This is a genomic window from Taklimakanibacter lacteus, assembly GCA_003576695.1.
GTDB lineage: Bacteria > Pseudomonadota > Alphaproteobacteria > Rhizobiales > Aestuariivirgaceae > Taklimakanibacter > Taklimakanibacter lacteus.
The window spans coordinates 561,468-587,078 of sequence record QOZQ01000001.1; the positions used below are offsets into that span (position 1 = coordinate 561,468).

Consider the following 25,611-nt stretch of genomic DNA (forward strand, 5'->3'; position numbering starts at 1 on the left):
AGATGACAGACGACGTTCTTATCCGCATCGAAGGTGCGGCCGGGCGCATCACGCTCAACCGGCCGAAGGCGCTCAATGCCCTCAATCACGGGATGGTGCGCGCCATCGCCGAGGCCCTCACCCGATGGCGGGATGATGCCAAGGTCAGGCATGTCGTCATCGATGGGGCAGGCGAGCGCGCTTTCTGCGCCGGCGGCGATATCAGGGCGGTCTATGACATGATCCCGGTCGATCCCGAGCTGGCGCGCGGCTACTGGCGCGACGAATACCGGCTCAATGCGATGATCGCGCGTTATCCCAAGCCTTATGTGGCCTTCATCGATGGCTTCTGCCTGGGGGGCGGCGTCGGGCTTGCCTGCCATGGCTCGCATCGCATCGTGACCGAGCGCTCGGCTGTCGGGATGCCGGAGACGGCCATCGGCTTCACGCCGGATGTCGGCGGCTCGTGGCTTCTGGCCTGTGCACCGGGCCATGCCGGGGAATATATGGCGGCAACCGTCCATCGGATGAATGCGGCGGATGCCATCTATGCGGGCTTCGCCGATGCGCAGGTCCCCGCGCAGGACAAGGCAGCCTTCATCGAGGCCCTGTGCGCCGGCCGGCCGGCGGATGAGACAATGCGCAAATTCGCGATCCAGCCGGGCCCGAGCCCTCTGGCGGCGCAGCAGGCGCGCATCGACCGCGCCTTCTCGGCGGCGACGATCCAGGAGGCGGTGACCCGGCTTGCGGCGGCGAATGAAGCCTTCGAGCAGGAGGCGCTGGCGAAGATCGCCGCGCATTCGCCCACGTCGCTCGCCGCCGCGCATGTCTCGGTGCGCCAGGCGCGGGGCTTTACCTGCGTCGAGGAAAGCCTCGATCATGAATATCGCTTCGCCCATCGCTGCGTCCATCTGCATGATTTCCGCGAAGGGGTCAGGGCGCTCCTTGTCGACAAGGACGGCAAGCCGCGATGGCGGCCGGCGCGGCTCGCGGATGTGCGGATGAGCGATGTGGAAGCGCTGTTCGCGCCGCTTGGCGCCGAAGAGCTCGGCCTGTTTCCGGGAGGTAGGTCATGAAGATCGCATTCATCGGTCTTGGCAATATGGGTGGACCCATGGCGGCAAATCTCGCGGCCAAGGGCTTCGCCGTCACCGGCTTCGATATCGTGGCGGCCAATCTCGATCGCGCCACGGCCCAGGGGATCGCCGCGGCCAAGAGTGCCGAGCATGCGGTGAAGAATGCCGAGGTGGTCATCACCATGGTGCCGGCGGGCCAGCATGTGCTCGATCTCTACCGCGCCATCCTGCAGCCGGCGCCGCGCGGGACCTTGTTCATCGACTGCTCGACCATCGATGTGGCGAGTGCCCGCGAGGCGCATCGCATGGCCAAGGCGGCGGCGATGCAAAGCCTCGATGCGCCGGTCTCGGGCGGCACGGCCGGGGCCGCCGCGGCGACGCTCACCTTCATGGCGGGTGGCGTACCGCAAGCCTTCGAGCGCGCGAGCCCGATCCTTTCGGCGATGGGCAAGCGCATCGTCCATTGCGGCGATGCGGGAGCGGGGCAGGCGGCCAAGATCTGCAACAACATGATCCTCGGCATCTCGATGATCGCCGTGTCGGAAGCCTTCGTGCTCGCCGACAAGCTCGGCCTCGAGGCCAAGGCGCTTTATGACGTTGCCTCCGCCGCCTCAGGCCAATGCTGGTCGCTCACCTCTTATTGCCCGGTGCCGGGCGTCGGCCCGGTGTCGCCCGCCGATAATGACTACAAGCCCGGCTTCGCCACAGCGCTCATGCTCAAGGACCTGGCGCTGGCGCAACAGGCGGCGGCGGAAGCGGGGGCTGCGACGCCGCTTGGCCAGCATGCCGAGGAGATCTACCGCAGCTTCAGCGAAAGAGGCGGGGCGGGCGAGGATTTCTCCGCCATCATCCGATATCTCGGCACGGCGAAGCGCGAGTAGGAGAACCTCAGGCGTGCTCAAGCTTCCTTGACTTCTTCGGTCGGCCGACCTCGATCTTGACTGGATGGCCAAGTTTGTCGAGATAGCCGATCAGTGTCTCAAGAGAAAACAGATTGATCTTTCCTTTCATCAGGTTCGATATGCGGGGCTGATCGGTATCAAGCATCTGCGCGACCTCAGCCTGAGTCCACTTTTCCTTTCTGATCCGCTCCTGAATATTCATAAGCAGATTACTCCGGCGCTCGAGATTCAACGCCACAATCGGGTCCTTCTCGATCGCCTCCCACACGCTGCGATAGGTTCGTGCTTTCTCCTTAGGCATCACTAAATACTCCGATATCGAGATTTCCCTAGATTGACGTCTCGTTGCGACGTTTGCTGCGTTTTCTTGTTGAAGACATGCAGGACATGAACAAGACCTCTGATCTTCGCGACATACAACACACGCCACTGCCCACCATTTTCCTGGATCCGGATCTCGCGTGCGCCAGGCCCTACACTAGGCATCGGCTTCCAATCCGTCGGCTCTCTATCGTTCTGGACGAGCCAAAGTTGATGGCCAGCCTCGCGGCGTGCTTCGTCAGGCCACTCTTGAAGATCTTCCTGTGTCGAACCGAGGAAGACGACCTGCCTGCCCATGGCCGATATATATAGAAGTATTTACATATTGCAAGCGTCACGCATTTCCGGTTACGCGTTCCAGCTCGGGCGCCGGCGCAGGCGCTCGTTCCAGCGCTGCACATGAGCGAGATTGGAAGGAACTTCGAAGCTGAAGACTTCCGAAAGCCACAGCGTGACCATGCCCGAGATGTCGGCGATGGAGAAATGGTCGCCGGCGAGAAAGGGACGGCCGTCGCTGATCTCGCGATCGAGCCAGGCCCATTTCGTGGGGATCATCTTTCTCTGCGCCTCGGCGAAGGCCGGAACCTGGATCAGCCGCTCCTTGAAGAACTCATTGGTGTGCAAGGTGACATTGCCGATGGTGGCGAAGACCTCGTTCTCCATGCGCCGGTTCCACATGTCGATCAGGCCCTTGCTTCTGTGGTCACTTCCAAACAAGGATGGAGACGGGTGCAGATCCTCGAGCACCCGGCAGATGGCGACGCTTTCGGTGACGATGGTGCCGTCATCGAGGACGAGCACCGGGACCTGGCCCAGCGAGTTGAGCTTCAGGAATTCCGGCGATTTATGCTCGCGCTTGCCATAGTCGAGCTCCACCAGGGGCAGCTCTATGCCCTTCTCGGCCATGAAGATGCGGACACGATAGGAGTTCGGTCCAGGGGCAACATAGAGTTTCATGAATTCCTCCTGTTTTCAAAAGGATACCGGGCGGCGTTTATGATTAACTAGTTGTATTTTACAACTAGTTGTAATTTACCCAGACCGATGCGATAATGCAAGCGGTTTCTGGAGAAATTCATCTGATGAACGATGCGCATCGCTCGGGCTGCCCGATCAATCTCACCCTTGAAGTGCTGGGCGACAAATGGAGCCTGCTCATCATCCGCGACATCATCTTCGGCAATAAGCGGCATTTCCGGGAGCTCCTCACCCAGTCTTTGGAAGGCATCGCCTCCAACATCCTGGCCGACCGGCTGAAGAAGCTGCTGGAGGAAGGCGTGCTGACCAAGAGCGATGATCCAAGCCACAAGCAGAAGGCGCTCTACAGCCTCACCGAGAAGGGCATCGAGCTTCTGCCGGTGCTGGCGCAAATGGCGATGTGGGGACGCAAATATATGCCGGTCAGCGAGGAGCTCGCGATAAGAGCACAGCTCCTCGAAGAAGGCGGACCCAGATTGTGGGCCGAGTTCATGGACGAATTGCGCGAAAGGCATCTGGGCATTCCCCTCAAGAAGCGTCCTGCCGGGCGTCCCTCGGTCGGGGCAAGGCTGCAGGCCGCCTATGAAGAGGTCGTCGCGCGCCAAAAGACGGCCGCCGCGGGCTAGACTAGTGTTGTGCCGCGGTTTGAACTCGCCGCAGCATGAACATCGCCAGGAGTGCCGCGAAAAGCGCGATCGCCGTGCAGACCACCGATGTCGTCACGAGGGCGGCGGTGAAGGCCTCGCGCGCGGTCGTGAGAAGGACGCTCGCGACATCCGCCGGCAATTCGGCAGCCACGGCGACGGCGCCGCCCAGCGTGCTTTGCGCCGCTTCTGCGGCATCGGAGGGAAGATCGGCCGGGACGGCTGAGCTCATGGAGGTGCGATAGATCGCCGTCATGATGCTGCCGAGCAGAGCGATACCGAGCGCGCCGCCGAATTCGGCACTCGTTTCCGAAATTGCCGCGGCGGCGCCGGCGCGTTCCGGTGGTGCCGAAGTCACCACGAAGTCGGTCGCCAGCGTGAAAACCGGCGCCAGGCCCAGTGACAGGAGGACGAAGCCCGACACCAGCACGGCCAGGCCATGGGTGCTGCCGATCTGGGTGAGGAGCAGGCAGGCAAGCGCTGCGATGGCGAGGCCGCCCGCCATCACATAGACCGGCCGGACCTTGCGCACGATCCGAGGCGCCAGCATCGAGCCTGCCACGAAAGCGAGACCGGATGGCATCATCCACAACCCCGCCTGCAGCGGCCGCATGCCGAGGACAAGCTGCAGATATTGCGAGATGAACAGGAAGAAGCCGAAGGCGACGAGCACGCCCAGCATGTAGACGGCGAGAGAAATGCTGAAAGCGGGCTTCCTGAACAGCGACAGGTCGATCAGCGGATCGGCGAGATGAAGCTGCCGGCGCGCAAAGATTGTCGCGACAGCGATGCCGAGCAAAGCGGACAGGATGGGCCGCCATCCCATGCCATATTCGGCAAACTGCTTCAGGCCATAGATCAGGGCCAGCACGGCGATGAGGGAGAGGGCGGCACTCGCAATGTCGAGGCGCGTCGCGCCGGGATCGCGGAATTCCGGCAGCAGTGCCGGCGCCACTGCGAGCAGCAGCAGCATGATCGGCACATTCACCAGGAAGACCGAGCCCCACCAGAAATGCTCGAGCAGCAGGCCGCCGACAAGGGGCCCGATGGCGCCGCCGATCGAGAAGCTCGCGATCCACATGCCGATGGCGGTGGTGCGCTCATGCGGGTCATGGAACATGTTGCGGATGAGCGAGAGCGTCGAGGGTGCAAGCGTCGCGCCGGCAATGCCGAGAACGGCGCGCGCCAGGATCAGCATCGGCGCGCTCGCGGCAAAAGCGGCGAAGACCGAAGCTGCGCCAAAGGCCAGAGCGCCGATCATCAGCAATTTGCGCCGGCCGATACGATCGCCGAGATTGCCCATGATGATGAGCGAGCCCGCGACGAAGAAGCCGTAGATGTCGACGATCCACAGAAGCTGGGATGCGCTGGGTTTCAGATCCTCGCTCAATTTCGGCACCGCCAGATTGAGCACCGTCAGATCCATCGAATAGAGGAGACAGGGCAGTGCGATGACGGCGAGCCCGATCCATTCGCGGGTGCCGGCCTTTTGCGGCACATCGGAGGTCGACATGGTTTCTTCCCATCAGCTATGCGCGGCACTTTATATTATTATGTGCCGCAACGGTGTCAGCAGCGTCAGTCGAGCAATGTCCCGCAAGTGAGATTGGCCACCGTGCCGGTCATGGCGCCGGCCTTGTCGGAAGCCATGAAGGCTGCGGTCTCGGCCACTTCGGCAAGGGTCGGATAGCGCTTCAGCAAAGTCTGCGCCGGACCTGCCAGCATCTCGTCCACGGTGATGCCGGCGCGATCGGCCATGGGCTGGAACACCTGGCGGCCATGCGATCCGAGCGCCAGCGCTTCGGGCAGTGCATGCGGGCGCAGGCAGATGACCCGAATGCCGGAAGGCGCCAGCTCGCAAGCGAGCAGCCGCGAGAAGCCTTCGATCGCAGCACAGGCGACGCCGAAGCCCAGATAGCCGGTGCCGGGCAGGTAGCCGCCGGGCGTCGACAAGGTAAGGATCACGCCCCGGCTGCGCTTCGCCATATGGAAGGCGACCGCCTTGGCGGTGATGAAATGAGCTTGCGCATAGGCGATGATCGGGAACGCATAGTCGTCGAGAGTGAGATCGACAAAGGATGTGCCCTGGACATGGACAAGGCCGATCGCGTTGAGCGCGATATCGATGCCGCCTGTCCTGGCCGCCACCATGTCGGCATGGGCCTTTACCGCTTCCTCGTCGAAAGCGTCGATCTCTGTGATCTCGACATCACCGCCCTCGGCTGAAATGTCGGTCGCGACCTTGACGAGCTTGCTCAAGGTGCGCCCGGCCAGGAAGACCTTCGCACCTTCCCGGGCAAAGGCGCGCGCTACAGCGCCGCCAACAGCTCCACCCCCGCCATAGATGATGGCGGTCTTGTCCGCGAGCATCGGATACTCCTGTCGTTAAACCCTGTCGTAGATCATGCCGCGACGATGACCTTGAAGCCGCCATAGATCATGCGCTTGGCATCGAAAGGCATCTTCTTCGGATCCATTCCGGAAAGGCGCGGATCCGCCATCACCTTCTTGTTGATGCGGTTGCGCTCGGCCTTGGATTTGTAGGTAATCCAGGCGAAGATCACCGTCTCGCTCGGCTTCTGCTTCACGCTTCTCGGGAAGGACGTGAGCTTGCCCATCGGCACGTCATCGGCGATGCATTCCTTGTAATCGATCGCGCCATGCTCGCGCCACACCTTGCCGGCGAGCCTGGCCAGCTTGCGATAATCGCCCAGCTTCTTCTTGGGCACCGCAACAATGAAACCATCGACATAAGCCATGTTCACTCTCCTTGGATTTCAGATTTGTGGACCAGCCAGGTCAGGGCGACCGGCAGGCCTCGGCGCGGGCGAGCAGCAAAGCGCGCTCGCGAGCATTCCGGGGGAGCGACGCGGCGCGGCGGAACTCCGCTTCCGCTTCGCTGAGCCGGCCGAGCTTGACGAGGAAATCGCCGCGCACGCTCGGCAAGAGATAATAGGCCTTGAGCGCTTCCTCCCCGATCAGGGCATCGGTGAGATCGAGACCTGCCTGCGGGCCGCTTTTCATGGAATGCGCCACGGCGCGATTGAGTTCCACGACGGGGGACGCTTCGAGGGCTGCCAGCACATCGTAGAGTCGGGCGATGCGCGACCAGTCGGTTGCTTCCGCCGTGGTCGCCCGCGCATGGCACGCGGCAATCGCCGCCTGCAGCACATAACGGCCAGGTGAAGGGGTGAGCTTCTCGGCACGCGCCAAAGCGGCAAGGCCGCGCCTGATCAGCAACTGGTCCCACAGGGCCCGGTTCTGGTCGAGCAGCAGGATGGGCTCGCCCTCGGCATTGATACGCGCTTCGGTGCGCGAGGCCTGGATCTCCATCAGCGCCACGAGGCCATGCACTTCCGCTTCCTGAGGTGCCAGCCCGGCCAGGATGCGGCCGAGGCGCAGCGCCTCCTCGCAAAGCTGCGGACGCATCCAGTCGTCGCCCTTGGTCGCCGAATAGCCTTCGTTGAAGATGAGATAGATGACCTCGAGAACCGAGGCAAGGCGGGCGATGAGCTCCGGCCCGCGCGGCAGCTCGAAGGGAACCTTCCTCTCCGCCAGCGTGCGCTTGGCGCGCACGATGCGCTGCGCAATGGCAGGCTCGGTCTGCAGAAATGCCCGGGCGATTTCCTCGGTGGTCAATCCGCCGATCAGGCGCAGGGTCAAGGCGGTGCGCGCTTCGGTCGAGAGCGCCGGATGGCAGGAGATGAAGATGAGGCGCAGGAGATCGTCGCCTACCGGATCGTCGAGCGCATCTTCCAGCTCCTGGAGCGCCTCCTCCTGGTCGGCGTCGCGTTCGCGGCCGATCTCGGCATGTTTGGTCGAAGCGAGTTTCGCCTTGCGCATCCGGTCGATGGCGCGATTTCTCGCCGCCGTCATGAGCCAGGCGCCCGGCCGATCCGGTATGCCGGCCTTCGGCCATTGCTCGAGCGCCGTCAGCAAGGCTTCCTGCGCCAATTCCTCGGCCTGGCCGATGTCGCGGGTGAAGCGGGTCAGGGCAGCGATGAGCTTCGCCTGCTCGATCCTCCATATGGCGTCGATCGCGCGATGAGCTTCGGACATGGTCATGATGTCCGATCACACCATCTTCGCTTCTTCGCCGCAAGATCATCTGCCGCATCACTATCCGCATCCGGTTGGGCCCACGAGCAGGCTCGTGGGCCGGGTTCGCTTACGATTTCCGGGCAAGCTTCTGGGCTTCTGCCCAGACGCGTTCTTCCTGCGCGCGGAGCTCGGGCGTGAAGGCTTCGCCGAAATCCTCCGCTTCGAAGACCTGGCGGATCTCGATCACGTCGCCGTCCAGCATCGGGCAGCGCTTGACCCAGTCGAGGGCCTCGTCCATCGATCTCACCTTCCAGATCCAGTAGCCGGCGATGAGCTCCTTGGTCTCGGCGAAGGGACCATCGATCACCTTCGGCGCCTTGCCGGTGAACTCCACCCGCTTGCCTTTGCTACTCGGATGCAGGCCGTCACCGCCCAGCATGATGCCGGCCTTGACCAGTTCCTCATTGTAGTTGCCCATCGCGGCCAGGAGCTCGGTCGAGGGCATGACGCCCGCTTCCGTATCCCTGGTGGCCTTGACGATTACCATCACTTTCATTTCACGCACTCCGTTACGGTGTTCCGGCGGTGACGACCATCCAGCCCACGCCGAACTTGTCGGCGACCATGCCGAAGCTCGTCGCGAAGAAGGTCTTGATCAGCGGCTGCTGGACCTGGCCGTCCTTGGCGAGGGCGTCAAATACCTTTTTCGCTTCGGCATCGTCCTTGACCTGGAGCGCCAGGGAAACGCCGGCGAAATTGGTCTTGCCCGAGCACATGCCGTCGCTCGCCATGATCAGCGAATCGCCGACCTTGAATTCCGAATGCATGATCTTGTCGGCGGGTGGGGTCATGCCGGCACAGCCTTCGCCGGAGCCTTCCATGGGTGGGGCATCCTTGAAATGCATCTTGGTGCCGACCTTGGCGCCGATCGCCCTGGTGTAGAAATCAAGCGCTTCTTCGGCGCGACCCTCGAAAGACAGATAGGGTTGGACTTGCATGGTCGTTCTCCTCTGGTTGCTAAAGCTTATTGTCTCTTGCCGCTGCCCACTTCCATTTCGCGGAAGCGGTTGATCGCCTCGCCTTGAGTGAAATCCTCAAGCTCGAATAGTTGGCGGATTTCGATCTCGCCGTCCTCATTATGGGGATTGGGGAAGCGGCGCGCCCATTCGAGCGCTTCCTCGCGCGATTTCACCTGGATGATGGTGTAGCCGGCAATGAGCTCCTTGGTCTCGGCGAAGGGGCCATCGATGACCCGGCGTTTGCCGCCTTCATATCTGATGCGGAAGCCCTCTGAGCTGGGCTGCAGGCCATTGGCATCGAGCAGGACGCCCGCACTGGCCAGCTCCTCATGGAAGGTCGCCATGGTGGCGAGCAGGCTTTCCTCGGGCATGCGGCCCGCTTCCGAGTCCCTCGATGCCTTGACGATGATCATGAAACGCATTCTTCAGTCTCCTGTCGGGTTGGGAGCCGTTTCTGGGGCTCTATCCCGACGACGAATGAGGCTTGGCGAAATCGACATGGCCCTCAATCTTTTTTTGTATTTATTTCTGCCGTGGCGGCAGTCCGGGTCTCAGGCCCCTTGCCGGCCCAAGGGTGTCAGATCGAGATAATGCAGAACCGGCACCAAAGGTTCGACGCCGCGGGCATAGGTCGAATAGGTGTGGAACAGCTGATCGCCATCCTTGAGGAAAACGCTGACGCCGTGATGCTCGCCATCGGCGAACCATGGCTCGCCATTTTTCAGGTGCTCGGCGCGGGGGCGATAGTTGTATTCGGCCGGCGCCACCTTCTCGTCCGAGGTGACATGGAAATCATAGTTGAAGTCGCTGCCGAAGGATGAATAGAGCGGCAGGTCCCAGCCCATGGCCTTGCGGTAGGCGGAGAGCTTCGCCTGCGGGGCACGGGATATGATGGCGAGCGACGTATCGCGCTCGTGGAGATCCTTCACATCGGGGATGTCGTTGACGAAACCGGTGCAGCCGGCACAGGCCTTCTCCCAGGCCGGGTCGAACATGAAGTGATAGACGATGAGCTGGCGGCGGCCGGCAAAGAGATCGGCGAGCTTCACCTGGCCATCGGGACCTTCGAACACATAGTCCTTCTCGATCCTCACCATCGGCAGCTGCCGGCGTTCGGCATTGAGCGCGTCGCGCTCGTGCATCAGGCGCTTCTCCTTCTCGAGAAGTCCTTTTCGGGCCATGAGCCATTCGGCGCGTGAGGCGATTTTCGGCAAGGTCGCGGTCGTCTCAGTCATCGAGAGTACTCCTTGTTCCCGGTTAGTGGCGCAATGCCGGCAGGGCCAAGCATTCCCAACTTGCTATTTCCGCGATGCGTCCCCCGATCGCGAATTTTACCGTCCGGACAAATATGTTGATATCAACCTTATTCAAAGATGTCAAACGGCAAAAGATCAGCTGCAACAGTTTTCGGCTTTGGAGCCGGGCACGAAGCGTCCCAGCCGGTTGACATGGCCGTCATGATCGTAGCGGTCATGCAGCCTGACCCAATCGGTGAGATTGAAATTGGGACCATGCTCGTTGCGGCCCTTTGGCGTCATGTCGAGGAACATATAGGAGCCCAGGATTTCCTCGCCGCCGCGGCCGAAGGTGGAATAGGTGTGGAAGATCTCGCCATTGTTGTCCTTATAGAAGACGCTTATTCCTGAAAGATCCTCGATGCCGACTTCGGTCTGCTCATAATTATAGGTGGTCTCGCCGTCGGCCATCTGCTGCGGCGTGAAGGACACGTTGAAATCATAATTGAAGTCGCTGCCGAAGGAGGACACGAAGGGGAATTCCCATCCCATGCGCCGGCGATAGGCTTCGATCTCGCCGATGGGTGCGCGGGCCACCGCGACAAAGGCGATGTCGTGATGGCGCAAATGCGTGAGCGCGCCTTCGACATGATCGACCTCGAAGGAACAGCCGACGCAGCCTTCCTCCTGGCCGGGCGCCAGCATGAAATGCTTGACGATGAGCTGGCTGTTGCCCTGGAAGAGATCGCCGAGACTCTTTCGGCCCGCCGGCGTGTCGAAGCCATAGTTTTTCTCGATCCGGACCCAGGGCAATTCGCGCCGCTCGGCGCTCAGCCTGTCGCGCATCCGGGTGAACTCCTTCTCCTTGGTGAGGAAAGCCTTGCGGGCAATGGTCCATTGTTCGCGGCTGACGATCTCATGTTCGGACATTGTCATCTCCTTACGCTCTTAACTTGTTTGATCAGATGTTCCCGGCGGCGGCGACATAGGCGCCGAGCTTGTCGAAAGCCTCGCTCCAACCACCCTCATGGCCATCGCGCTCCTCGACCGACTGGAACGGCGCCTGCGTGAAGGTCATGCGGGTCTTGCCGTTCTCCTCGGCGAAGGTGATGGTCACCAGGTTTTCCTGGCCGCGCTCGCCATCCTCCTCCCAGGCAAAGGTGAAGACCAGGCGCCTGGCCTCAACGACTTCGCGATAGACGCCGCGGAACCAATAGTCCTTGCCTTCGGCGGAGCGGATCAAGGCGCGATATTCACCACCGGGCCGCACATCGAGCTTGGCCGAAGGAGCGGTGAAGCCCTTGGGTCCCATCCAGCGCACCAAATGCTCAGGCTCGGTCCAGGCCTTGTAGACAAGGATCGCCGGCGCATCGAGAACGCGCGTGATGACGAGCTCGAGCCTGTCCTTCCTGATGTCGGTGTTGTTCGCAGCCGGCATGGTGTTTCCTTTCGTCACGCAAGATCGCGTAGATATTCATCGATGAGATCGAAGGCGCTGCTCCAGCCTTCCTCATGGCCGTTGCGGTCGGCGATCGTGTCGAAGACGCCCTGGTGGAAGGTGAGCAGCGTCCTGCCGTCTGCTTCGGTGAAAAGTGCCGTCACCAGAGTGAGGGGGCCGGGCGACTTGCCCGGCATCTCGAAGCCATGGGTGAAGACCAGGCGCTCCGGCACGACGATCTCGCGGAACTCGCCATAAGAAGAGAATTTCATGCCGTCGGGACTGCGCGAATGAATGCGCCAGCTGCCGCCGGGCTTGAGATCGACCTCGCAGGACAAAGTGCGGAAACCGCGCGGTCCCCACCAATGAACGAGGTGTCTGGGATCGGTCCACAGGGCGAAGACGAGCGTGCGCGGCGCATCGAAGTGGCGCGAGAGATGAAGCTCGCGGGCGGGTGCTTCAGCTTTGCGGGCCATCGCCGCCCCCCTTGGCCTGCAGCATCTTCAGATATGAATCGAGGCGGTCGAAGCTCTCGTCCCAGAAGCGGCGATAATTTTCGAGCCAGTCGGCGGCCTCCTTGAGCGGGCCTGGCTCGAGACGGCGCGGCCGCCACTGCTTCTCGCGGCTCTGGGCGATCATGCCGGCCTTTTCCAGCACTTTGAGGTGCTTGGAGATCGCGGGCAGGCTCATCTCGAAAGGCTCGGCGAGCTCGGTGACCGAGGCCTCGCCCAAAGCGAGCCGCGCCAGTATCGCCCGGCGGGTCGGGTCGGCAAGGGCGGAAAAAGCGGCGCTGAGGCGGTCGGCCATTATTGAACCACTAAGTTAATTAATCTATCGGTTAAGTAAAGGATCGTGGCCTTCCTGTCAAGAAGCCGGTCCAGGAGATAGAAGAGACGAGAGCGCAATTGCCGCCCGCCCCGGCGGCCAGACAGCCATAGAACTTTTCTCAGTCAGGAGTTGTCAGCATGAAGATCAGGCGCATCGTTCCCAATCTGAAGACGGCGGATCCGGCAAAGGCCCGTGAATTCTATGGCGCTTTCCTGGGACTCGATGTCGTCATGGACCAGGGCTGGATCGTGACCTTCGCGTCGGATGCGAAAATGCGGCCGCAGGTGAGCTTCATGAGCGAGGGTGGTTCGGGAACGCCGGTTCCCGATCTTTCGATCGAGGTCGAGGATGTCGATGAAGCCTATGCAAGCGCCCGATCAGCGGGCCTCGACATCGTCTATCATCTCGCGCGCGAGCCTTGGGGTGTCAGGCGTTTCTTTGTGCGCGATCCTTTCGGGGCGATCGTCAATATCCTCACCCACGAGTGAAGCTTGGCCGGATACAAGGGTGCTGACTAAGCAAAATCCTGACTCCGCAATTGCCATATTTTACGGGATTTAGATTCCCCTGGACTCCATATTTTTTGTAATTTACAAAGGAAATGGCAATCTATATTATTATATAAAATATCAAGAGGAGGCATAAATGCTTGATACAGTTGACAAGGGAAAATCAAGAAGCCAAAAGCGCGATAAATTCGTGAAATTGGCAGAAAATCGGACTCGCAATGCAATCAAAGCGATCCGCGTTATAGGTAAGCTAGGTAACAAGAATGCCTATCAATTTGATGATTCTGACGTTCAGAAAATTGTTCGCGCTCTTCTGAAAGAAGTCGACGCTCTGAAAGCGCGTATGTCCTCGACTAGCGGCAAGGACACTATAGACTTTCAATTGTAATAGAGCGCTGGGTGCGCGGAGGGCTGTGTAAATGAATAACGGCCAAATTCGAAGCCTTTGTATCGCTTTGCTTCAATCAGAGACCGAGGATGAGGTTATAGATCTGCTGAAGCAGGCAGGATTCTGGGAGAAGTCAGAACTCTGGCGCCACTATGGCGATCTGGAAAACAATTGGGGGCAAGGCGGCAATCAGCAGAGTTTGGCCGAAGCGGCACTTGTTGAGAAGATTGTCAATTCAGTCGATGCTCGTCTCATCAATGAGTGTTTAGAGCGCGGTATCGATCCGCGCGGGCCTAATGCTCCAAAGAGCATTCGCGAAGCAGTGTCGCGTTTCTTTGAAGGTGGAACCGGCAAGAAGATGGCGACTGGCGGGGCCATCGAGGATTGGTCGGACGAAAAAATCAGGGAAATTGCGCAGGGGATCACTCTCTGCGGAACCGGCACTAGGCCCACTATGAATCTTACAATTACTGACTGTGGTGAAGGTCAGACACCGCGAAAGATACCTCTTACCATCATGTCGCTCAGCAAGAGCAACAAGATGTATATTCCGTTTGTGCAGGGACAGTTCAATCAAGGCGGAACTGGTGCATTACGGTTTTGTGGGCGCCACAATCTACAGCTAGTCATCAGTCGTAGGAATCCTAAGTTGCTGGGTCCGGATCCTGATGAAGCCGATAGCAACTGGGGTTTTACCGTGGTTCGCCGGGAGCGTCCTGAAGGCGGTCGCAAAAACTCGATTCTGTCGTACCTTGCCCCGGTCGGCGTCGGGGATGCTCATCCCGATCGTAAAGGCGAAATACTGGCGTTCGCTGCACCAACAATGAAGATTTACCCGGATAGAGATAGTCCATATGGGAGGGAAGCCGCGTATGGTACTGTTATCAAGCTCTATGACTACAAGTACCTTGGCGAACGCTCGAACATCATTCGTGGCCGGAGTATTCTCAGTCGTCTAGACCTTCTTCTTCCCGAGATCGCTCTTCCAATACGCTTGTACGAATTTCGTACTGGCCCGAACGGGAAGTACTTGGATGCTGGTAGCCGCGAAACTACACTCAGTGGCCTTCGTCGCCGGCTCTCCAACACGCCGAACGTTGAGGAGGGATTTCCAATTACGCTACCTTTCTCCCCCGCGGGCGAACAACTCTACGCCACTGTGTATGCATTTAAACCTGCTGGGTCGACGCGGGATGAGGATGAAGATGGGGAAGAGGAGTCAAAGAAGAAAAAGCTCGGTGGTCTTACGCGCTATCGAAAGCGTGAAGGCGTATTGTTCATCCGCAATGGACAAACACAAGGGACCCTGCCGAAAGATTTTTTTCGTCGCGATGCGATGAAGATGAAGACGCTGGCGGATGATTTATTGGTCTTTGTTGAATGCGATAACATGAGTGATGAAGTTCGCGAAGATCTTTTCATGCCTTCGCGTGATCGCCTAACCGAAAATGACTTCAAGGTAGAAATGATTGACTGCCTTGAACAGGCGATTAGGAACGATGAGACCCTTCGTCTGCTCCGCAATCAACGGCAGAAGGAGATGATGTCGGACAAAGTAAAGGACGACAAACCACTAGCTGATGTCCTTCAGAATCTTATTAAGAGTTCTCCTAATCTTACCGCCTTACTGCAGCTTGGGCAGCGTATTACGGCGCCGTTCAACGCTAAGTCAACAGCGCAAGACGAGAAGTCATTCAAGGGGGAGGTTTATCCGACTTTCTTCAAAGTTAAGGGAACAGTCTATGGTGAGTTGCATAGGCGTGACTGCCCAATCAATTACCGAATGCGCTTACAATTCGAAACGGACGCGCGCGATGACTACTTTTCTCGCCGAATTGAGGGGGGTAAGTTCTCAATTTCTTGGACCGACAGCGCCGGCAAAGAGCGAAAAATTTCGATCGTAGGACCGAATCTCCATAGTGGCATGGCAAGCGTTATGGCTACGCTACCCGACGGTGTGGCGGTCGACGAAGTGTTGTCGATGATGGCAGTGACTGAAGACACGAGAGCTACGTTTAAGAATGAGATATCAGTGACAGTTCGACCATGGGCGGAGCACCGTCGGGGCGGTGAGGGCAAAAGACGAGATAAAACGCCAAATGATCAGCATGGCAAAGATCGCGAGCGTCCGCAGCACCTCTCAATACCAGAGATGGATCTCGTCTATCGCGATAGGTGGGAAAAGCTGCAGTTCGATGAGTTTACGGCAATGAAGGTGAGCGTCAAATATGACGCTGCAGAGAATGAGATCCCAATCTTCCAGATTAACATGGACAACACGCCGCTGCTGAACGAGATTAAACAGCGGCGACTCGAAGACGAGGCCGCTCGTAATCAATTCGTCTACGGAAACGTGCTTGTCGGTCTGTCTCTGCTTCTCCAGGAAAAGGACAAAGGTGAACAACCACCCGATATCACGCAGGTGAAGATTGAAGATCGGATTGACTTAATGTGTAGGGCGCTGGCTCCCTTTATGCTCTCGCTTACAACTCTCGGGCAGCAGGACCTGTCCTTTGAGGGAGAACAAGTCGACGGTCTTGAGGCTGCGACCGGTTGAATTTTTCTCTACGGTGAAACAACACAACTTCTTGCGAGCCTGGCGTCGAACCACGCTGATCGCTGTACCATCGACGTCCGGGCACGCTTCGCCATAGTCTGCCGTCTCGGTCACCTTCCAGATTCGATAGCACATATTCTTGCAAACCCGCTTCGGCCATCGTTTTGAGATAGCGCGGAAGCTGCCAGTCAGGTTCCGAAAATGCGAGCATCTGAACAATAATGGTTCGTTTGTTGGACAGCGCGGCAACTGAGGACATTGTTGCTTTGATGTTATCAAAATACGTCTTTAGGTCTGGATGTTTGCGGTCGCCCATTGTGTAATAGCTGCTGCCCGCACCGTCGAGCTTATTAGCGATCATGAATGGCAAAGATGCTTCCTTGCGACCGTCTACCTGCCAACGATGGTACAGAACATGCACGCCAGGATAGGGCGGCGAAGTGATTACGAGCCGAGGCGTTGGAAAAGCTTGCAGACGCTCATCGTCTTCGAGGCCGGCAGCGCTTCGGCGAATAACTGTCACAGTCCGGCGTCCACTGCCTTTGACGGCCGCGCGAAGCTCGCGAGCACCGCGCAACATCTCATGTGCGGTTTGATTGAGGAAGCCGCGGAACTCCTCGATTTTTGTGAGCTTGCTTCTGCCGTCCAATGCCCATTGGGCTGCTCGCAAGATAACACAGCGACCGAAGGCTTCTAGGCGAGGAGTGCCGAGTCGTGTGGCGCTTGTAAGTGCTTGTTCAATGCCTTTGCGCAATCGCCATCGCGATGGATGATCGAGGTGCTTGTAATATCCTTGTTCGGCGTATTGAGTGAGCGTTTTGGAAGATTTATGAATGTCGATCGCCGCTGGCACGCGTCTCGCCCATGACTCGAGTATCTTCAACTCGGCCTCAGAGAAGACTATACACTTCACTCTCGCAACAAATTCAGCAAGCGTGCTGATATCTACGCCAATTGCTTCACGACCGGCCGCAAGTGCTTCGACGAGCGTTGTCCCGCCACCAACATGAGGGTCGAGTACAAGATCACCTGGGTCCGTGAAAGTCTCTATGACGGCACGAGCGAAGATTGGAGAAAATCGCGCCGGATATTTATAATAGCCGTGTGTCAATCCGCGGACGGGCTGCATTTCACGCGCAGCCGCTATCAGTCGCGTTTGGGTGCGCCGATCCAAGTAGAGTAGACTGGTTCCCTCAGCTTTGATCATAATCGCTATAACCAACTGATTTGGTTAACGGGCAATTGATGCCCGCTATTTGTAGAACCGTTCCCCTCCAATATGTATGTTCTTTTTTTGTTCTCATGTCGAGATTGTTGGGAAGGCTGCGCACGGAATTTCGGGAACCTAACGGGCGCCTTCATGCGGCAGGCCGATGCCGCCGACCGGCCTGGTCGCCACGGAGCTGTCGAAACCGGCGATGATCGGCATGGCCTTGTTGATCGCCTCGCGCACCGTGGGCAGGCTCAATGACGCCTTGTGACTCGTCTCGCTGTCCCAGACCTCGGTGACCCAGAGCGCATCAGCGTCGGACGGGTCCCTGGCCACGATGTAACTGAGGCAGCCCGGCATCGACCCGATACCGCCCAGCAAGATGGCCAGAAGCTCGTCGCGCTTGCCGGGTTTCGCCCGCAGCTTACCGATCAATCCATACATCGTCTGATCTCCTTGCTCTTATCCTGTTGATCCGAGCGGGAATTGTCGAGCCCCCACCGCGCTCAAGAAACAAACGCTTGTTTGTTTATTCGCCTATGCTATCCTTCCGGGCAGAAGAAGAGGTCAAAAGACCTGACAAAGGGAGGAATAATGGCACGGACCCGGGGATCGGTCGGCGCCGAAACGGAAAAAGCCATTCGCAGGGCTGCCATCGAACTCATCGCCAAGCATGGCTTCGAGGCCATGACCTTGCGCGATCTCGCCGAGCATGTCGGCCTGCAGCCCGGATCGATCTATCGCTACATCGCCACCAAGGACCAGCTCCTCGTCGACATCATGGCCGAGCATATGGAGGCGCTGCTCGCCGCCTGGCATGCGATCGACCGCACCGATGCCGATCCGAAGAGCCGGGTGGAGAATTTCGTCGATTTCCACATCCGCTACCATTTCGAGCGCCAGAAGGAAGTGGTCATCGCCAATCTCGAATTGCGCAGCCTGTCGCCCGATGCCCGCCGCGCCGCCGTCGCTCTGCGCCGGACCTATGAGCGCGAACTCAAGCAGATTCTCGATGCCGGCATTGCCCAGCGGGTATTCCCGCCGATCGACAGCGGCATCGCCACCTATGCGATCATCTCCATGCTGACCGGCGTGTGCTTCTGGTACAGCCCCAAGGGCCGGCTTGCGCCCGACGAGATCATCGCCATCCACAAGCAACTGGTGCTCGGCTGTCTGAATGGCACGCCGCGCACCGAGGCCAAGGTCATTTCGCTCGCGGGGAGGACATAACGACATGAAAACTGAGGAGGCGATCATGGATCATCCACTGGCGCAGACACATCATTTGCCTCTGGCGCTCGACGGCCTGCAGGCGGACCGGCGCCTGCGCAGCATGCTGGCGGATGTCAGATCCTATGGCTACCGCCCGACGCCGACGAGGCTCACCGGCCAGCAGTTGCTCATCGCGCAGCTCACCGCCCTTGGCCTCGCCAACAAGGAAATCGCCTATCTCGTCGATATCTCGGAAACGACGGTGAAGGCGCATATCAGCGCCGCGCTGCGCAGCCTCAATCTCAAGCGCCGCACCCAGCTGTGCCGCTATATTTTCGAAGGCGGGCTGCTCGGCGAGGCCTGACGTTTTTTCTCGTAGTACCGCCGCGCCTTGGCGCGGCTGCCGCATATGTCGGCGGTGCACCAGCGCTTATTGGCATTGCGGGTGCGGTCGATGAACAGCCAGCCGCAATTGCCACAGACGCGCACACGCTGCTTTTCAGGAGAAAAAGCGAGTCCGATTGCCGAGTGCAGGACGGTGTTCAGGAACGGATCGCGGTCGTCCTTCAATGTCTCGGCATAGAGCGCCACGAGCTGCGGCCAGCCTGTGCCCGACCTGAAATACCCATCGATCGCTTCACGCACGGCCGTGCATTCAGCGACGCCCGATGATGGCGGCTTGAGGCCCGCATAATTCGCCCAGCCTCTCAGATTCTCGGACGACTGCCCGCGATCCTCGCGCCGCTCCGGCCGGTTGCGCCATACGACCATATTGGCGAAATCGAGCGCCGGGTGGCGGTTGATGAAGTGATGATCGTGCCAGTGGAATGCGGTCATCGCCTGCGATTGACAGAAGGAGCCTGGAGAGCCATTCTCACTAGCAAACCATGGTTAGCTCGTCAAAATGGATTCTGGCCACCCTGACCGGGGCAGGGGCGGTTCTGGCGCTCGCCGAGCCGGCTCTCGCCGAGAGCGCGACGCGCTCCACCGGCTACATCATCCAGCAGCTGGTGAACGCGTCCCTCGTCGGCGCCCTCTACAGCCTGCTCGCCGTCGCCTATGCGCTCCTGCACGGCATCACCAACCGCATCGTTCTGTCCTTCGGCGATGTCGCCACTTTCGGGGCCTTCGGCACGATCTACATGATGCTGATGCTGCTCTTCTCCAGCTGGCAGACGGGGCTTGCCATCGCCGCGGTCTTCGTCATCGCCGTGGCCTCGACCGCGGCATTGGGGGCCTTCATGCAGATCGGCCTCTTCACGCCCCTGGTGCGCTCGCCGACGCAAGCCATCATGATCGCCTCGATCGGCGCGTCGATCGCCTTGCAGGAAGGCCTGCGCGTGCAATCGGGCGGGCGCGAGCGCTGGCTGTCGCCGATCTATGCGGACTCAGCCGTCAATGTCGATTTCGACGGCTTTATCGTTCATGTCACCGGCATGCAGATCCTGATCCTGACGATATCGGCGGTGCTCCTCACCAGCCTCACCTTGGTGCTGACCAAGAGCCGGGCGGGGCGCCTGTGGCGGGCCTGCTCACAGAACCTGCCTCTGGCGCAGCTCTGCGGCATCGACACCAGCCGCGTGCTGACCTGGACGGCCGCGGCCGCGGCCGCCTTTGCGGCCGTATCCGGCTGGATCATCGCCATCGGCTATGGCGGGGTGAGCTTCTATATGGGCCTGGTGCTCGGCCTCAAGGCGCTGTTCGCCACCATCATCGGCGGCTTCGGCACGATCGGTGGCGCCATTGTCGGCGGCTTCTTCCTGGCCGCCGTCGAAACCATCTGGAGCGCCTATTTCCCCATCGTCTATCGCGACGTGGCGGCGTTCCTCATCGTCATCCTGATTTTTGTGATCAAACCCGATGGGCTGTTGAGCGTCGGTCTCCGACGCGACAGCGAAGCGTGAGGTAATCCCGATGATGCGCAAACTGGCTCTGTTGGTCTTCGCCCTGTTTCTCACCGCCTGCGGCGAAGACCCGAATGCGCCCTATCTGTCCTTCGCCGGCGGCGGCTTCGTCTTCAATTACCGCAATGCCGAGGCCTTCTACGGATTCGTCGCCAGGCCGCTGAAAACCTTGCCGGAGGGCGGTGTGATCGAAGCGCAATTCGAAGTGCCGGGAAGCCCCGATCCGGCGACCGTCACAGAGAAAGTGGTCAAGGGCCAGGTGCAATACAGCTTCAAATCACCGTTGCTGACCGGCATCCAGGCCAAGCGTCCCTACAAGGCGGTGATGCGGCTGATCGATGCCCAGGGCAAGGAAATTGCGCGCTATGAGCAGAATTTTCACACCGATGTCGATCAGTCGACCTTGCCCAATCAGCCTCTGGTGGTGGGGCCCGGCTATCAGCAGAATCCCGACCTGAAGCCCGGCACGCTCAACTGATGTCATTTGATCAAACGGACGGCGCGGCATTGCTGTAGCTCTTCTGTCGCAATGCTTCTAAAGAATGGCGAAGAGGGCTAATCTCAAACGGCCCCAATAGCGCCTTCTGATGGGAGTTTCCGTAATGTCGCCGCATGATCCCCTGGTCGCCCTGATACGCATGGCGGAGGGCAAGGCAAAGGGCGAAAGGGAAAAACTCCTCACCCGCCAGCTGCTCGAAAAGGCGCCGCCGGATGACCTGCAGGGCTATACGGCGGAGGATCTGGGCCAGCTCATTCATGGCCGCATGGGCTTCCTCGCCGAGCGCAAGCCGGGGCGCTCCAAGATCGCGGTGAGCAACCCGGAAGCGCCCTTCGGCGATATCACGCTCATCGACATCCTCAATGACGACATGCCGTTCCTGGTCGATTCGACCATCGGCCTCCTCACCGAGCGCGGCCTTGATGTGCGCCTCGCGCTGCATCCGGTGCTGTCGGTGAAGCGCGATGCCACGGGCAAGCTCACCGGTCTCGAAGCGAAGCCGAGCTCGGACGCGCAGACGATGCGCGAGAGCTTCATGCATATCCATATCGGCCGCATCGGCGCCGACGAGGCGATTGCGCTCGAGGACGACCTCAAGGCCGTCTTCGCCGATGTGCGCGTCGCGGTGCTCGACTGGCGCGCCATGCAGCAGCGCCTGCGCGAGGCCATCGCCAGCTATCAGCGCAACCCGCCGCCCATTCCGATCGAGGAGCTGACTGAATCGATCGCCTTCCTGCAATGGCTGCTCGACAACCACTTCACGTTCCTCGGCATGCGCGAATACAAGTTCGAAGGCGGCGCCAAGAAAGGCGTGCTCGAGCCTATGGCCGAGACAGGGCTCGGCATCCTGCGCAAGGCCGAGATCGAGGTGCTGAGGCGCGGCTCCGATCTCGTCGCCATATCGCCGCAGATCCGCGAGTTCCTGATGCAGCCCCATGCCCTCATCATCACCAAGTCCGATGTCAGGGCGACGGTGCATCGGCGCTCGGCGATGGATTATGTCGGCGTCAAGCTGTTCGACGCCGAGGGCAACCTGTCGGGCGAATTGCGCGCCATCGGCCTCTTCACCTCATCGGCCTATACGCAGAATCCCAATGACATCCCGCTCCTGCGCAAGAAATTGCAGCGCGTCGTCGCGGCATCGGGCTTCTCGCCCTCCGGTCATTCCGGCAAGGCACTGGTCGCGGTTCTGGAAGGCTTCCCGCGCGACGAGCTGTTCCAGATCGATGCCGACGTGCTGGCCGACATCGCGCAGGGCATATTGCGGCTCGAGGAGCGGCCGCGCACCAGGCTGTTCGTCCGGCGCGACAAATTCGACCGCTTCGTCTCGGCCTTCGTCTTCATTCCGCGCGATCGTTTCGATTCAGATGTGCGCCGCAAGGTCGGCGACATACTGGCCGAGAGCTTCGAGGGGCGGGTGGCGAGCTTCGCGCCCTCCTTTGGCGAAGGCGCGCTGGTGCGGGTGCATTTCATCATCCTGCGCAATCCCGGCAAGGACCCGAAGCCCGACCTCGCCCAGCTCGAGCAGCGCGTCGTCGAAGCGGTGCGCAACTGGGACGATCGCCTGGAAAGCGCCCTTGCGGCCAAAAACGTGGAGCGCAAGCGGATCGCCCGCTGGCTCGGCGCCTTTCCGCCCGGCTACCGCGATACCAACGACCCGCAAGCCTCGCTCAAGGATATCGAGGAGATCGACGCGCTGTCGGGCGAGGCTATCGGGGTGGAGTTCATCCGCCTGGCCGAAGACAAGCCGCAGGAGCTCCATTCGCGCCTCTATCATCAGGGCGATGCCATTGCACTGGGGCGAAGGCTGCCGATACTCGAAAATCTCGGCCTCCAGGCCATCTCGGAGACCACCCATATCCTGTCGCCGGGTTCGGGCGACGGGCGCATCCGCGCCGTCATCCATGATGTGCTGCTGGCGGCACCGGCCAATGCGCCGGTCGACAGGCCCGAGATGCTGATGCTGCTGGAGGAGGCTTTCCTCGCGGTGTGGAACGGGATGGCGGAAAATGATGCCTTCAACGGGCTCGTCTTGCGCGAAGGCCTCGCCTGGCGCGACGTGTCGCTGCTGCGCGCCTTCGGGCGCTATATCCGCCAGTCGGCTTCCTATTCCTCCGATTACATGGCGCAGACGCTGGTGAAATACCCGGCCATCGCGCGCCAGCTCGTCACGCTGTTCTATGCTCTGTTCGACCCCGGCAAGCGCAATGACAAGGATGCGGAGGCAGCACAGGCCAAGATCGAGAAGGCGCTGATCGATGTCTATAATCTCGACGAGGACCGCATCATAAGGCGCTATGTGAATCTCGTCGGCGCGCTGACGCGCACGAATTTCTTCCAGAAGCCCAAGGATGACGGCCAGCCGCCGCTGATCAATTTCAAGATCAACTCCAAGCTGGTGGAAGGCCTGCCCGAGCCCAGGCCCTTTGCCGAGATCTTCGTCTACGCGCCCGATGTCGAGGCGGTGCATCTGCGCGGCGGCCAGATCGCGCGCGGCGGCATACGCTGGTCCGACCGGCCGGAGGACTTCCGCACCGAGGTTCTGGGCCTGGCCAAGGCGCAGAATGTGAAGAACGCGGTGATCGTGCCGGTCGGCGCCAAGGGCGGCTTCGTGCCCAAACGGCTCAAGGTCGGCGACAGCCGCGAGGCCATCCAGGCGGAAGGGGTGCGCAGCTATACGAGGTTCATCTCTAGCCTGCTCGACATCACCGACAATCTCAAGGGTGACAAGGTGGTGGCGCCCGCCGATACGGTCAGGCGGGACGGCGACGATCCCTATCTCGTCGTCGCCGCCGACAAGGGCACGGCGACCTTCTCCGATACGGCAAACGGCATATCGCAAAGCCATGGCTTCTGGCTCGACGATGCCTTCGCCTCCGGCGGCTCGGCCGGCTATGACCACAAGAAGATGGGCATTACCGCGCGCGGCGCCTGGGAAGCGGTCAAGCGCCATTTTCGCGAGATGGATGTCGATATCCAGTCGACGCCCTTCACCGTCATCGGCGTCGGCGACATGTCGGGCGATGTCTTCGGCAATGGCATGCTGCTGTCGCGCAAGATCAGGCTCCTCGCCGCCTTCGATCATCGCGACATCTTCATCGATCCCGATCCCGACATGGAGAAGTCGTTCAAGGAGCGCGAGCGGATGTTCGCTTTGCCGCGCTCGAGCTGGCAGGACTATGACAAGTCGCTGATCAGCAAGGGCGGCGGCGTGTTCCCGCGCTCGCTCAAGGCCATCCCGCTCTCGGCAGAGATGAGGGCGCTGACCGGGCTTTCAGCCGAGAAGGCCACGCCGCAGGAGATCATGCATGCGCTGCTCGGCGTTTCGGCCGACCTTCTGTGGTTCGGCGGCATCGGCACCTATGTTAAGGCGTCGAACGAGACGCAGCCCGATGCCGGCGACCGCGCCAATGACGCGATCCGCATCGATGCCAACGAGCTCAAGGTCAAGGTGATCGGCGAGGGCGCCAATCTCGGCGTCACCCAGAAGGGCCGCATCGAATTCGCTCTCAATGGCGGGCGCATCAATACCGATGCGGTCGACAATTCGGCCGGCGTCAATTCTTCCGACATCGAGGTCAATATCAAGATCGGCCTGTCGCGGGCGGAAGCGGCGAAGCGACTGACGCGGCCCGAACGCGACAAGTTCCTGGCCGAGATGACCGAGAATGTCGCAAGCCTGGTGCTGCGCAACAATTATCTGCAGACGCTCTGCCTCTCGCTCGTCCAGGAGCAGGGCACGGCCGAGGTCTCCTACGCCATGCAGCTGATGCAGCGGCTGGAGAAATCGGGTGAGCTCGACCGCAAGCTCGAATGGCTGCCGAGCGATGCGCTCGTCATCGAGCGCGACCTCAAGGGCGGTGGGCTGACGCGGCCGGAGCTCGCGGTGCTCATGGCCTATGCCAAGATCTCGCTGTTCAACGAGATCGTCGCCAGCGACGTGCCGGACGATCCCTATCTGTCGCGCGAGCTCAAGCGCTATTTCCCCATGGCGATGCAGGAGCGCTTTGCCGACGATATCGAGAACCACAAGCTCCGGCGCGAGATCATCGCCACCATGCTGGCCAACAGCATGATCAATCGCGGCGGTCCGAGCTTTATCGCCTATGTCATCAGCGAGACGAGCGCCGGCTCCGCCGAGATCGCCGCGGCCTTCGCGGCGGCCCGCGACAGCTTCGATTTCCTCGAGCTCAACACGATGATCGATGGGCTCGATGCCAGAATCCCGGGCGCGCTGCAGAACCGGCTCTATGCCGGGCTGCAGCGGTTGCTGCGCTGGACCACGGTGTGGTTCCTGCGCCACGAGGAGCTGGCCGACGGCCTGCAGCAGCTCATCGCGCGCTATCGCGACGGGCTCGCCAAGGTCAATGCCAGCCTGGCGAAGACGGTGCCGGCTTCCGACCTGAAGCAGATGCAGGAGCGCCAGGACGAACTCGAGAAGCAGAATGTGCCGGCAGCCCTCGCCAGGAAGCTCGCCAGCCACCGCTTCCTGCAGCGCGCCCCCGACATCGTGAAGATCGCCGAGCGCACCGGCGCCGGCATCGAGGCGGTGGCCGCCATCCTCTTCGCCTCGGCATCCGATCTCGGCGTCGAGAAACTGATCGAGGAAGGCAATGCGCTCAGGGCCCGCGACCTGCTCGAGCGCCAGGCGATCAACCGCTTGCGGGCGCAAGTGTTCGAGAGCCATCGCGGCATCGTCACCCGTATCCTCAAGGAGAAGATGGGCTGGGCCGAGTGGCGCGAGAAGAACCAGGCGCGTGCCGCCGCCGTCATCGAGGCGATGAACACGATCCTTGCCAGCAAGCCCTTCGACATTGCGCGTTATGCGGTGGCGCAGGGCACACTCGCCGACCTGGCCCAGAGGTAGCTGA

29 protein-coding genes are annotated in these 25,611 nt (G+C 60.5%); 11 read left to right on the forward strand and 18 right to left on the reverse strand.

The annotated features are described in order from the left end of the window. Positions 1–2: 2 nt before the first annotated feature. A complete protein-coding gene (locus tag DT068_RS02535) occupies positions 3–1,055 on the forward strand; it encodes an enoyl-CoA hydratase/isomerase family protein (RefSeq protein WP_119388180.1) in 1,053 nt (350 codons plus the stop codon). Then, complete coding sequence (mmsB, locus tag DT068_RS02540; RefSeq protein ID WP_119388181.1) at positions 1,052–1,936, forward strand: 3-hydroxyisobutyrate dehydrogenase; 885 nt, start codon at positions 1,052–1,054, stop codon at positions 1,934–1,936. The genes DT068_RS02535 and mmsB overlap by 4 nt, the downstream gene beginning before the upstream one ends. 7 nt (positions 1,937–1,943) lie before the next feature. Here mmsB and DT068_RS02545 read toward each other — a convergent pair whose 3' ends face one another. The 3 genes from DT068_RS02545 to DT068_RS02555 are packed head-to-tail and all read right to left on the reverse strand — an operon-like array spanning position 1,944 to position 3,235. Then, positions 1,944–2,258 carry a helix-turn-helix domain-containing protein gene (locus DT068_RS02545; protein WP_368904376.1) on the reverse strand — a complete coding sequence of 105 codons (315 nt, stop codon included), beginning with the start codon at positions 2,256–2,258 and terminating at the stop codon, positions 1,944–1,946. 2 nt (positions 2,259–2,260) lie between these two features. Beyond that, a complete protein-coding gene (locus tag DT068_RS02550) occupies positions 2,261–2,575 on the reverse strand; it encodes a type II toxin-antitoxin system RelE/ParE family toxin (RefSeq protein ID WP_119388182.1) in 315 nt (104 codons plus the stop codon). A gap of 51 nt (positions 2,576–2,626) precedes the next feature. After that, positions 2,627–3,235: a glutathione S-transferase family protein gene (locus DT068_RS02555; RefSeq protein WP_119388183.1), complete on the reverse strand. Its 609-nt coding sequence runs from the start codon at positions 3,233–3,235 to the stop codon at positions 2,627–2,629. A 125-nt stretch (positions 3,236–3,360) separates the two neighbouring features. Here DT068_RS02555 and DT068_RS02560 point away from each other — a divergent pair, with 125 nt between their 5' ends. After that, the gene (locus tag DT068_RS02560; protein ID WP_119388184.1) at positions 3,361–3,882 is read left to right on the forward strand and encodes a winged helix-turn-helix transcriptional regulator; all 522 of its coding nucleotides are present in this window, start codon (positions 3,361–3,363) and stop codon (positions 3,880–3,882) included. Position 3,883: 1 nt separating this feature from the next. Here the strand turns inward: DT068_RS02560 and DT068_RS02565 are convergent, their stop codons facing one another. The 12 genes from DT068_RS02565 to DT068_RS02620 all read right to left on the reverse strand — a co-directional run bounded on the left by DT068_RS02565 (position 3,884) and on the right by DT068_RS02620 (position 12,443). Further along, positions 3,884–5,413 (reverse strand): MFS transporter, encoded by a 1,530-nt coding sequence (locus DT068_RS02565; RefSeq protein WP_119388185.1) that lies wholly within the window; start codon positions 5,411–5,413, stop codon positions 3,884–3,886. Between the two features lie 65 nt (positions 5,414–5,478). Next, positions 5,479–6,270 (reverse strand): SDR family NAD(P)-dependent oxidoreductase, encoded by a 792-nt coding sequence (locus DT068_RS02570; protein WP_119388186.1) that lies wholly within the window; start codon positions 6,268–6,270, stop codon positions 5,479–5,481. Between the two features lie 32 nt (positions 6,271–6,302). Next, the gene (locus tag DT068_RS02575) at positions 6,303–6,659 is read right to left on the reverse strand and encodes a DUF1428 domain-containing protein (RefSeq protein ID WP_119388187.1); all 357 of its coding nucleotides are present in this window, start codon (positions 6,657–6,659) and stop codon (positions 6,303–6,305) included. 40 nt (positions 6,660–6,699) lie between these two features. Then, positions 6,700–7,965, reverse strand: coding sequence for an RNA polymerase sigma factor (locus DT068_RS02580; protein WP_119388188.1), 1,266 nt, complete (start codon positions 7,963–7,965; stop codon positions 6,700–6,702). A 103-nt stretch (positions 7,966–8,068) separates the two neighbouring features. Continuing rightward, positions 8,069–8,497 carry a YciI family protein gene (locus DT068_RS02585; RefSeq protein WP_119388189.1) on the reverse strand — a complete coding sequence of 143 codons (429 nt, stop codon included), beginning with the start codon at positions 8,495–8,497 and terminating at the stop codon, positions 8,069–8,071. A gap of 13 nt (positions 8,498–8,510) precedes the next feature. Continuing rightward, a complete protein-coding gene (locus DT068_RS02590; protein WP_119388190.1) occupies positions 8,511–8,939 on the reverse strand; it encodes a VOC family protein in 429 nt (142 codons plus the stop codon). 26 nt (positions 8,940–8,965) lie between these two features. Continuing rightward, positions 8,966–9,382 (reverse strand): YciI family protein, encoded by a 417-nt coding sequence (locus DT068_RS02595; protein ID WP_119388191.1) that lies wholly within the window; start codon positions 9,380–9,382, stop codon positions 8,966–8,968. Positions 9,383–9,511: 129 nt separating this feature from the next. Beyond that, entirely contained in the window at positions 9,512–10,195 is a 684-nt protein-coding gene (locus tag DT068_RS02600; RefSeq protein ID WP_119388192.1) for a DUF899 domain-containing protein, read from the reverse strand. Between the two features lie 156 nt (positions 10,196–10,351). After that, complete coding sequence (locus tag DT068_RS02605) at positions 10,352–11,125, reverse strand: DUF899 domain-containing protein (RefSeq protein ID WP_368904377.1); 774 nt, start codon at positions 11,123–11,125, stop codon at positions 10,352–10,354. A gap of 31 nt (positions 11,126–11,156) precedes the next feature. Beyond that, positions 11,157–11,633 carry an SRPBCC domain-containing protein gene (locus tag DT068_RS02610; RefSeq protein WP_119388194.1) on the reverse strand — a complete coding sequence of 159 codons (477 nt, stop codon included), beginning with the start codon at positions 11,631–11,633 and terminating at the stop codon, positions 11,157–11,159. A 14-nt stretch (positions 11,634–11,647) separates the two neighbouring features. After that, a complete protein-coding gene (locus DT068_RS02615; protein WP_119388195.1) occupies positions 11,648–12,109 on the reverse strand; it encodes an SRPBCC domain-containing protein in 462 nt (153 codons plus the stop codon). Next, positions 12,093–12,443, reverse strand: coding sequence for an ArsR/SmtB family transcription factor (locus tag DT068_RS02620; protein ID WP_368904391.1), 351 nt, complete (start codon positions 12,441–12,443; stop codon positions 12,093–12,095). The genes DT068_RS02615 and DT068_RS02620 overlap by 17 nt, the downstream gene beginning before the upstream one ends. Positions 12,444–12,598: 155 nt before the next feature. Between DT068_RS02620 and DT068_RS02625 the strand changes: the two genes are divergently transcribed. From DT068_RS02625 to DT068_RS02635, 3 genes are all read left to right on the forward strand, one after another. After that, entirely contained in the window at positions 12,599–12,949 is a 351-nt protein-coding gene (locus DT068_RS02625) for a VOC family protein (RefSeq protein WP_119388197.1), read from the forward strand. Between the two features lie 157 nt (positions 12,950–13,106). Next, positions 13,107–13,358 (forward strand): hypothetical protein, encoded by a 252-nt coding sequence (locus DT068_RS02630; protein WP_119388198.1) that lies wholly within the window; start codon positions 13,107–13,109, stop codon positions 13,356–13,358. Positions 13,359–13,389: 31 nt separating this feature from the next. Continuing rightward, complete coding sequence (locus DT068_RS02635) at positions 13,390–15,915, forward strand: hypothetical protein (protein ID WP_119388199.1); 2,526 nt, start codon at positions 13,390–13,392, stop codon at positions 15,913–15,915. Here the strand turns inward: DT068_RS02635 and DT068_RS02640 are convergent. Next, entirely contained in the window at positions 15,842–17,122 is a 1,281-nt protein-coding gene (locus DT068_RS02640; RefSeq protein ID WP_119388200.1) for a DNA methyltransferase, read from the reverse strand. The two genes, DT068_RS02635 and DT068_RS02640, sit on opposite strands and share 74 nt — an antisense overlap. A 138-nt stretch (positions 17,123–17,260) precedes the next feature. Further along, on the reverse strand, positions 17,261–17,569 hold the full coding sequence (locus DT068_RS02645) for a putative quinol monooxygenase (protein ID WP_119388201.1): 309 nt from the start codon (positions 17,567–17,569) through the stop codon (positions 17,261–17,263). Positions 17,570–17,719: 150 nt separating this feature from the next. On the opposite strand from DT068_RS02645, the gene DT068_RS02650 reads away from it, so the two are divergent. Both DT068_RS02650 and DT068_RS02655 read left to right on the forward strand, forming a co-directional pair. Next, on the forward strand, positions 17,720–18,355 hold the full coding sequence (locus DT068_RS02650) for a TetR/AcrR family transcriptional regulator (protein ID WP_119388202.1): 636 nt from the start codon (positions 17,720–17,722) through the stop codon (positions 18,353–18,355). A 25-nt stretch (positions 18,356–18,380) separates the two neighbouring features. Next, positions 18,381–18,701, forward strand: a complete 321-nt coding sequence (locus tag DT068_RS02655; protein WP_162913971.1) for a response regulator transcription factor — start codon at positions 18,381–18,383, stop codon at positions 18,699–18,701. Here DT068_RS02655 and DT068_RS02660 read toward each other — a convergent pair. Continuing rightward, positions 18,665–19,174 carry a CGNR zinc finger domain-containing protein gene (locus DT068_RS02660; RefSeq protein WP_119388204.1) on the reverse strand — a complete coding sequence of 170 codons (510 nt, stop codon included), beginning with the start codon at positions 19,172–19,174 and terminating at the stop codon, positions 18,665–18,667. The two genes, DT068_RS02655 and DT068_RS02660, sit on opposite strands and share 37 nt — an antisense overlap. Positions 19,175–19,224: 50 nt before the next feature. Between DT068_RS02660 and DT068_RS02665 the strand changes: the two genes are divergently transcribed. The 3 genes from DT068_RS02665 to DT068_RS02675 all read left to right on the forward strand — a co-directional run bounded on the left by DT068_RS02665 (position 19,225) and on the right by DT068_RS02675 (position 25,607). After that, positions 19,225–20,241: a branched-chain amino acid ABC transporter permease gene (locus DT068_RS02665; protein WP_119388205.1), complete on the forward strand. Its 1,017-nt coding sequence runs from the start codon at positions 19,225–19,227 to the stop codon at positions 20,239–20,241. A gap of 10 nt (positions 20,242–20,251) precedes the next feature. Continuing rightward, the gene (locus DT068_RS02670) at positions 20,252–20,719 is read left to right on the forward strand and encodes a hypothetical protein (RefSeq protein ID WP_119388206.1); all 468 of its coding nucleotides are present in this window, start codon (positions 20,252–20,254) and stop codon (positions 20,717–20,719) included. Between the two features lie 124 nt (positions 20,720–20,843). Continuing rightward, positions 20,844–25,607: an NAD-glutamate dehydrogenase gene (locus DT068_RS02675; protein WP_162913972.1), complete on the forward strand. Its 4,764-nt coding sequence runs from the start codon at positions 20,844–20,846 to the stop codon at positions 25,605–25,607. The last annotated feature ends 4 nt before the right edge of the window (positions 25,608–25,611 follow it).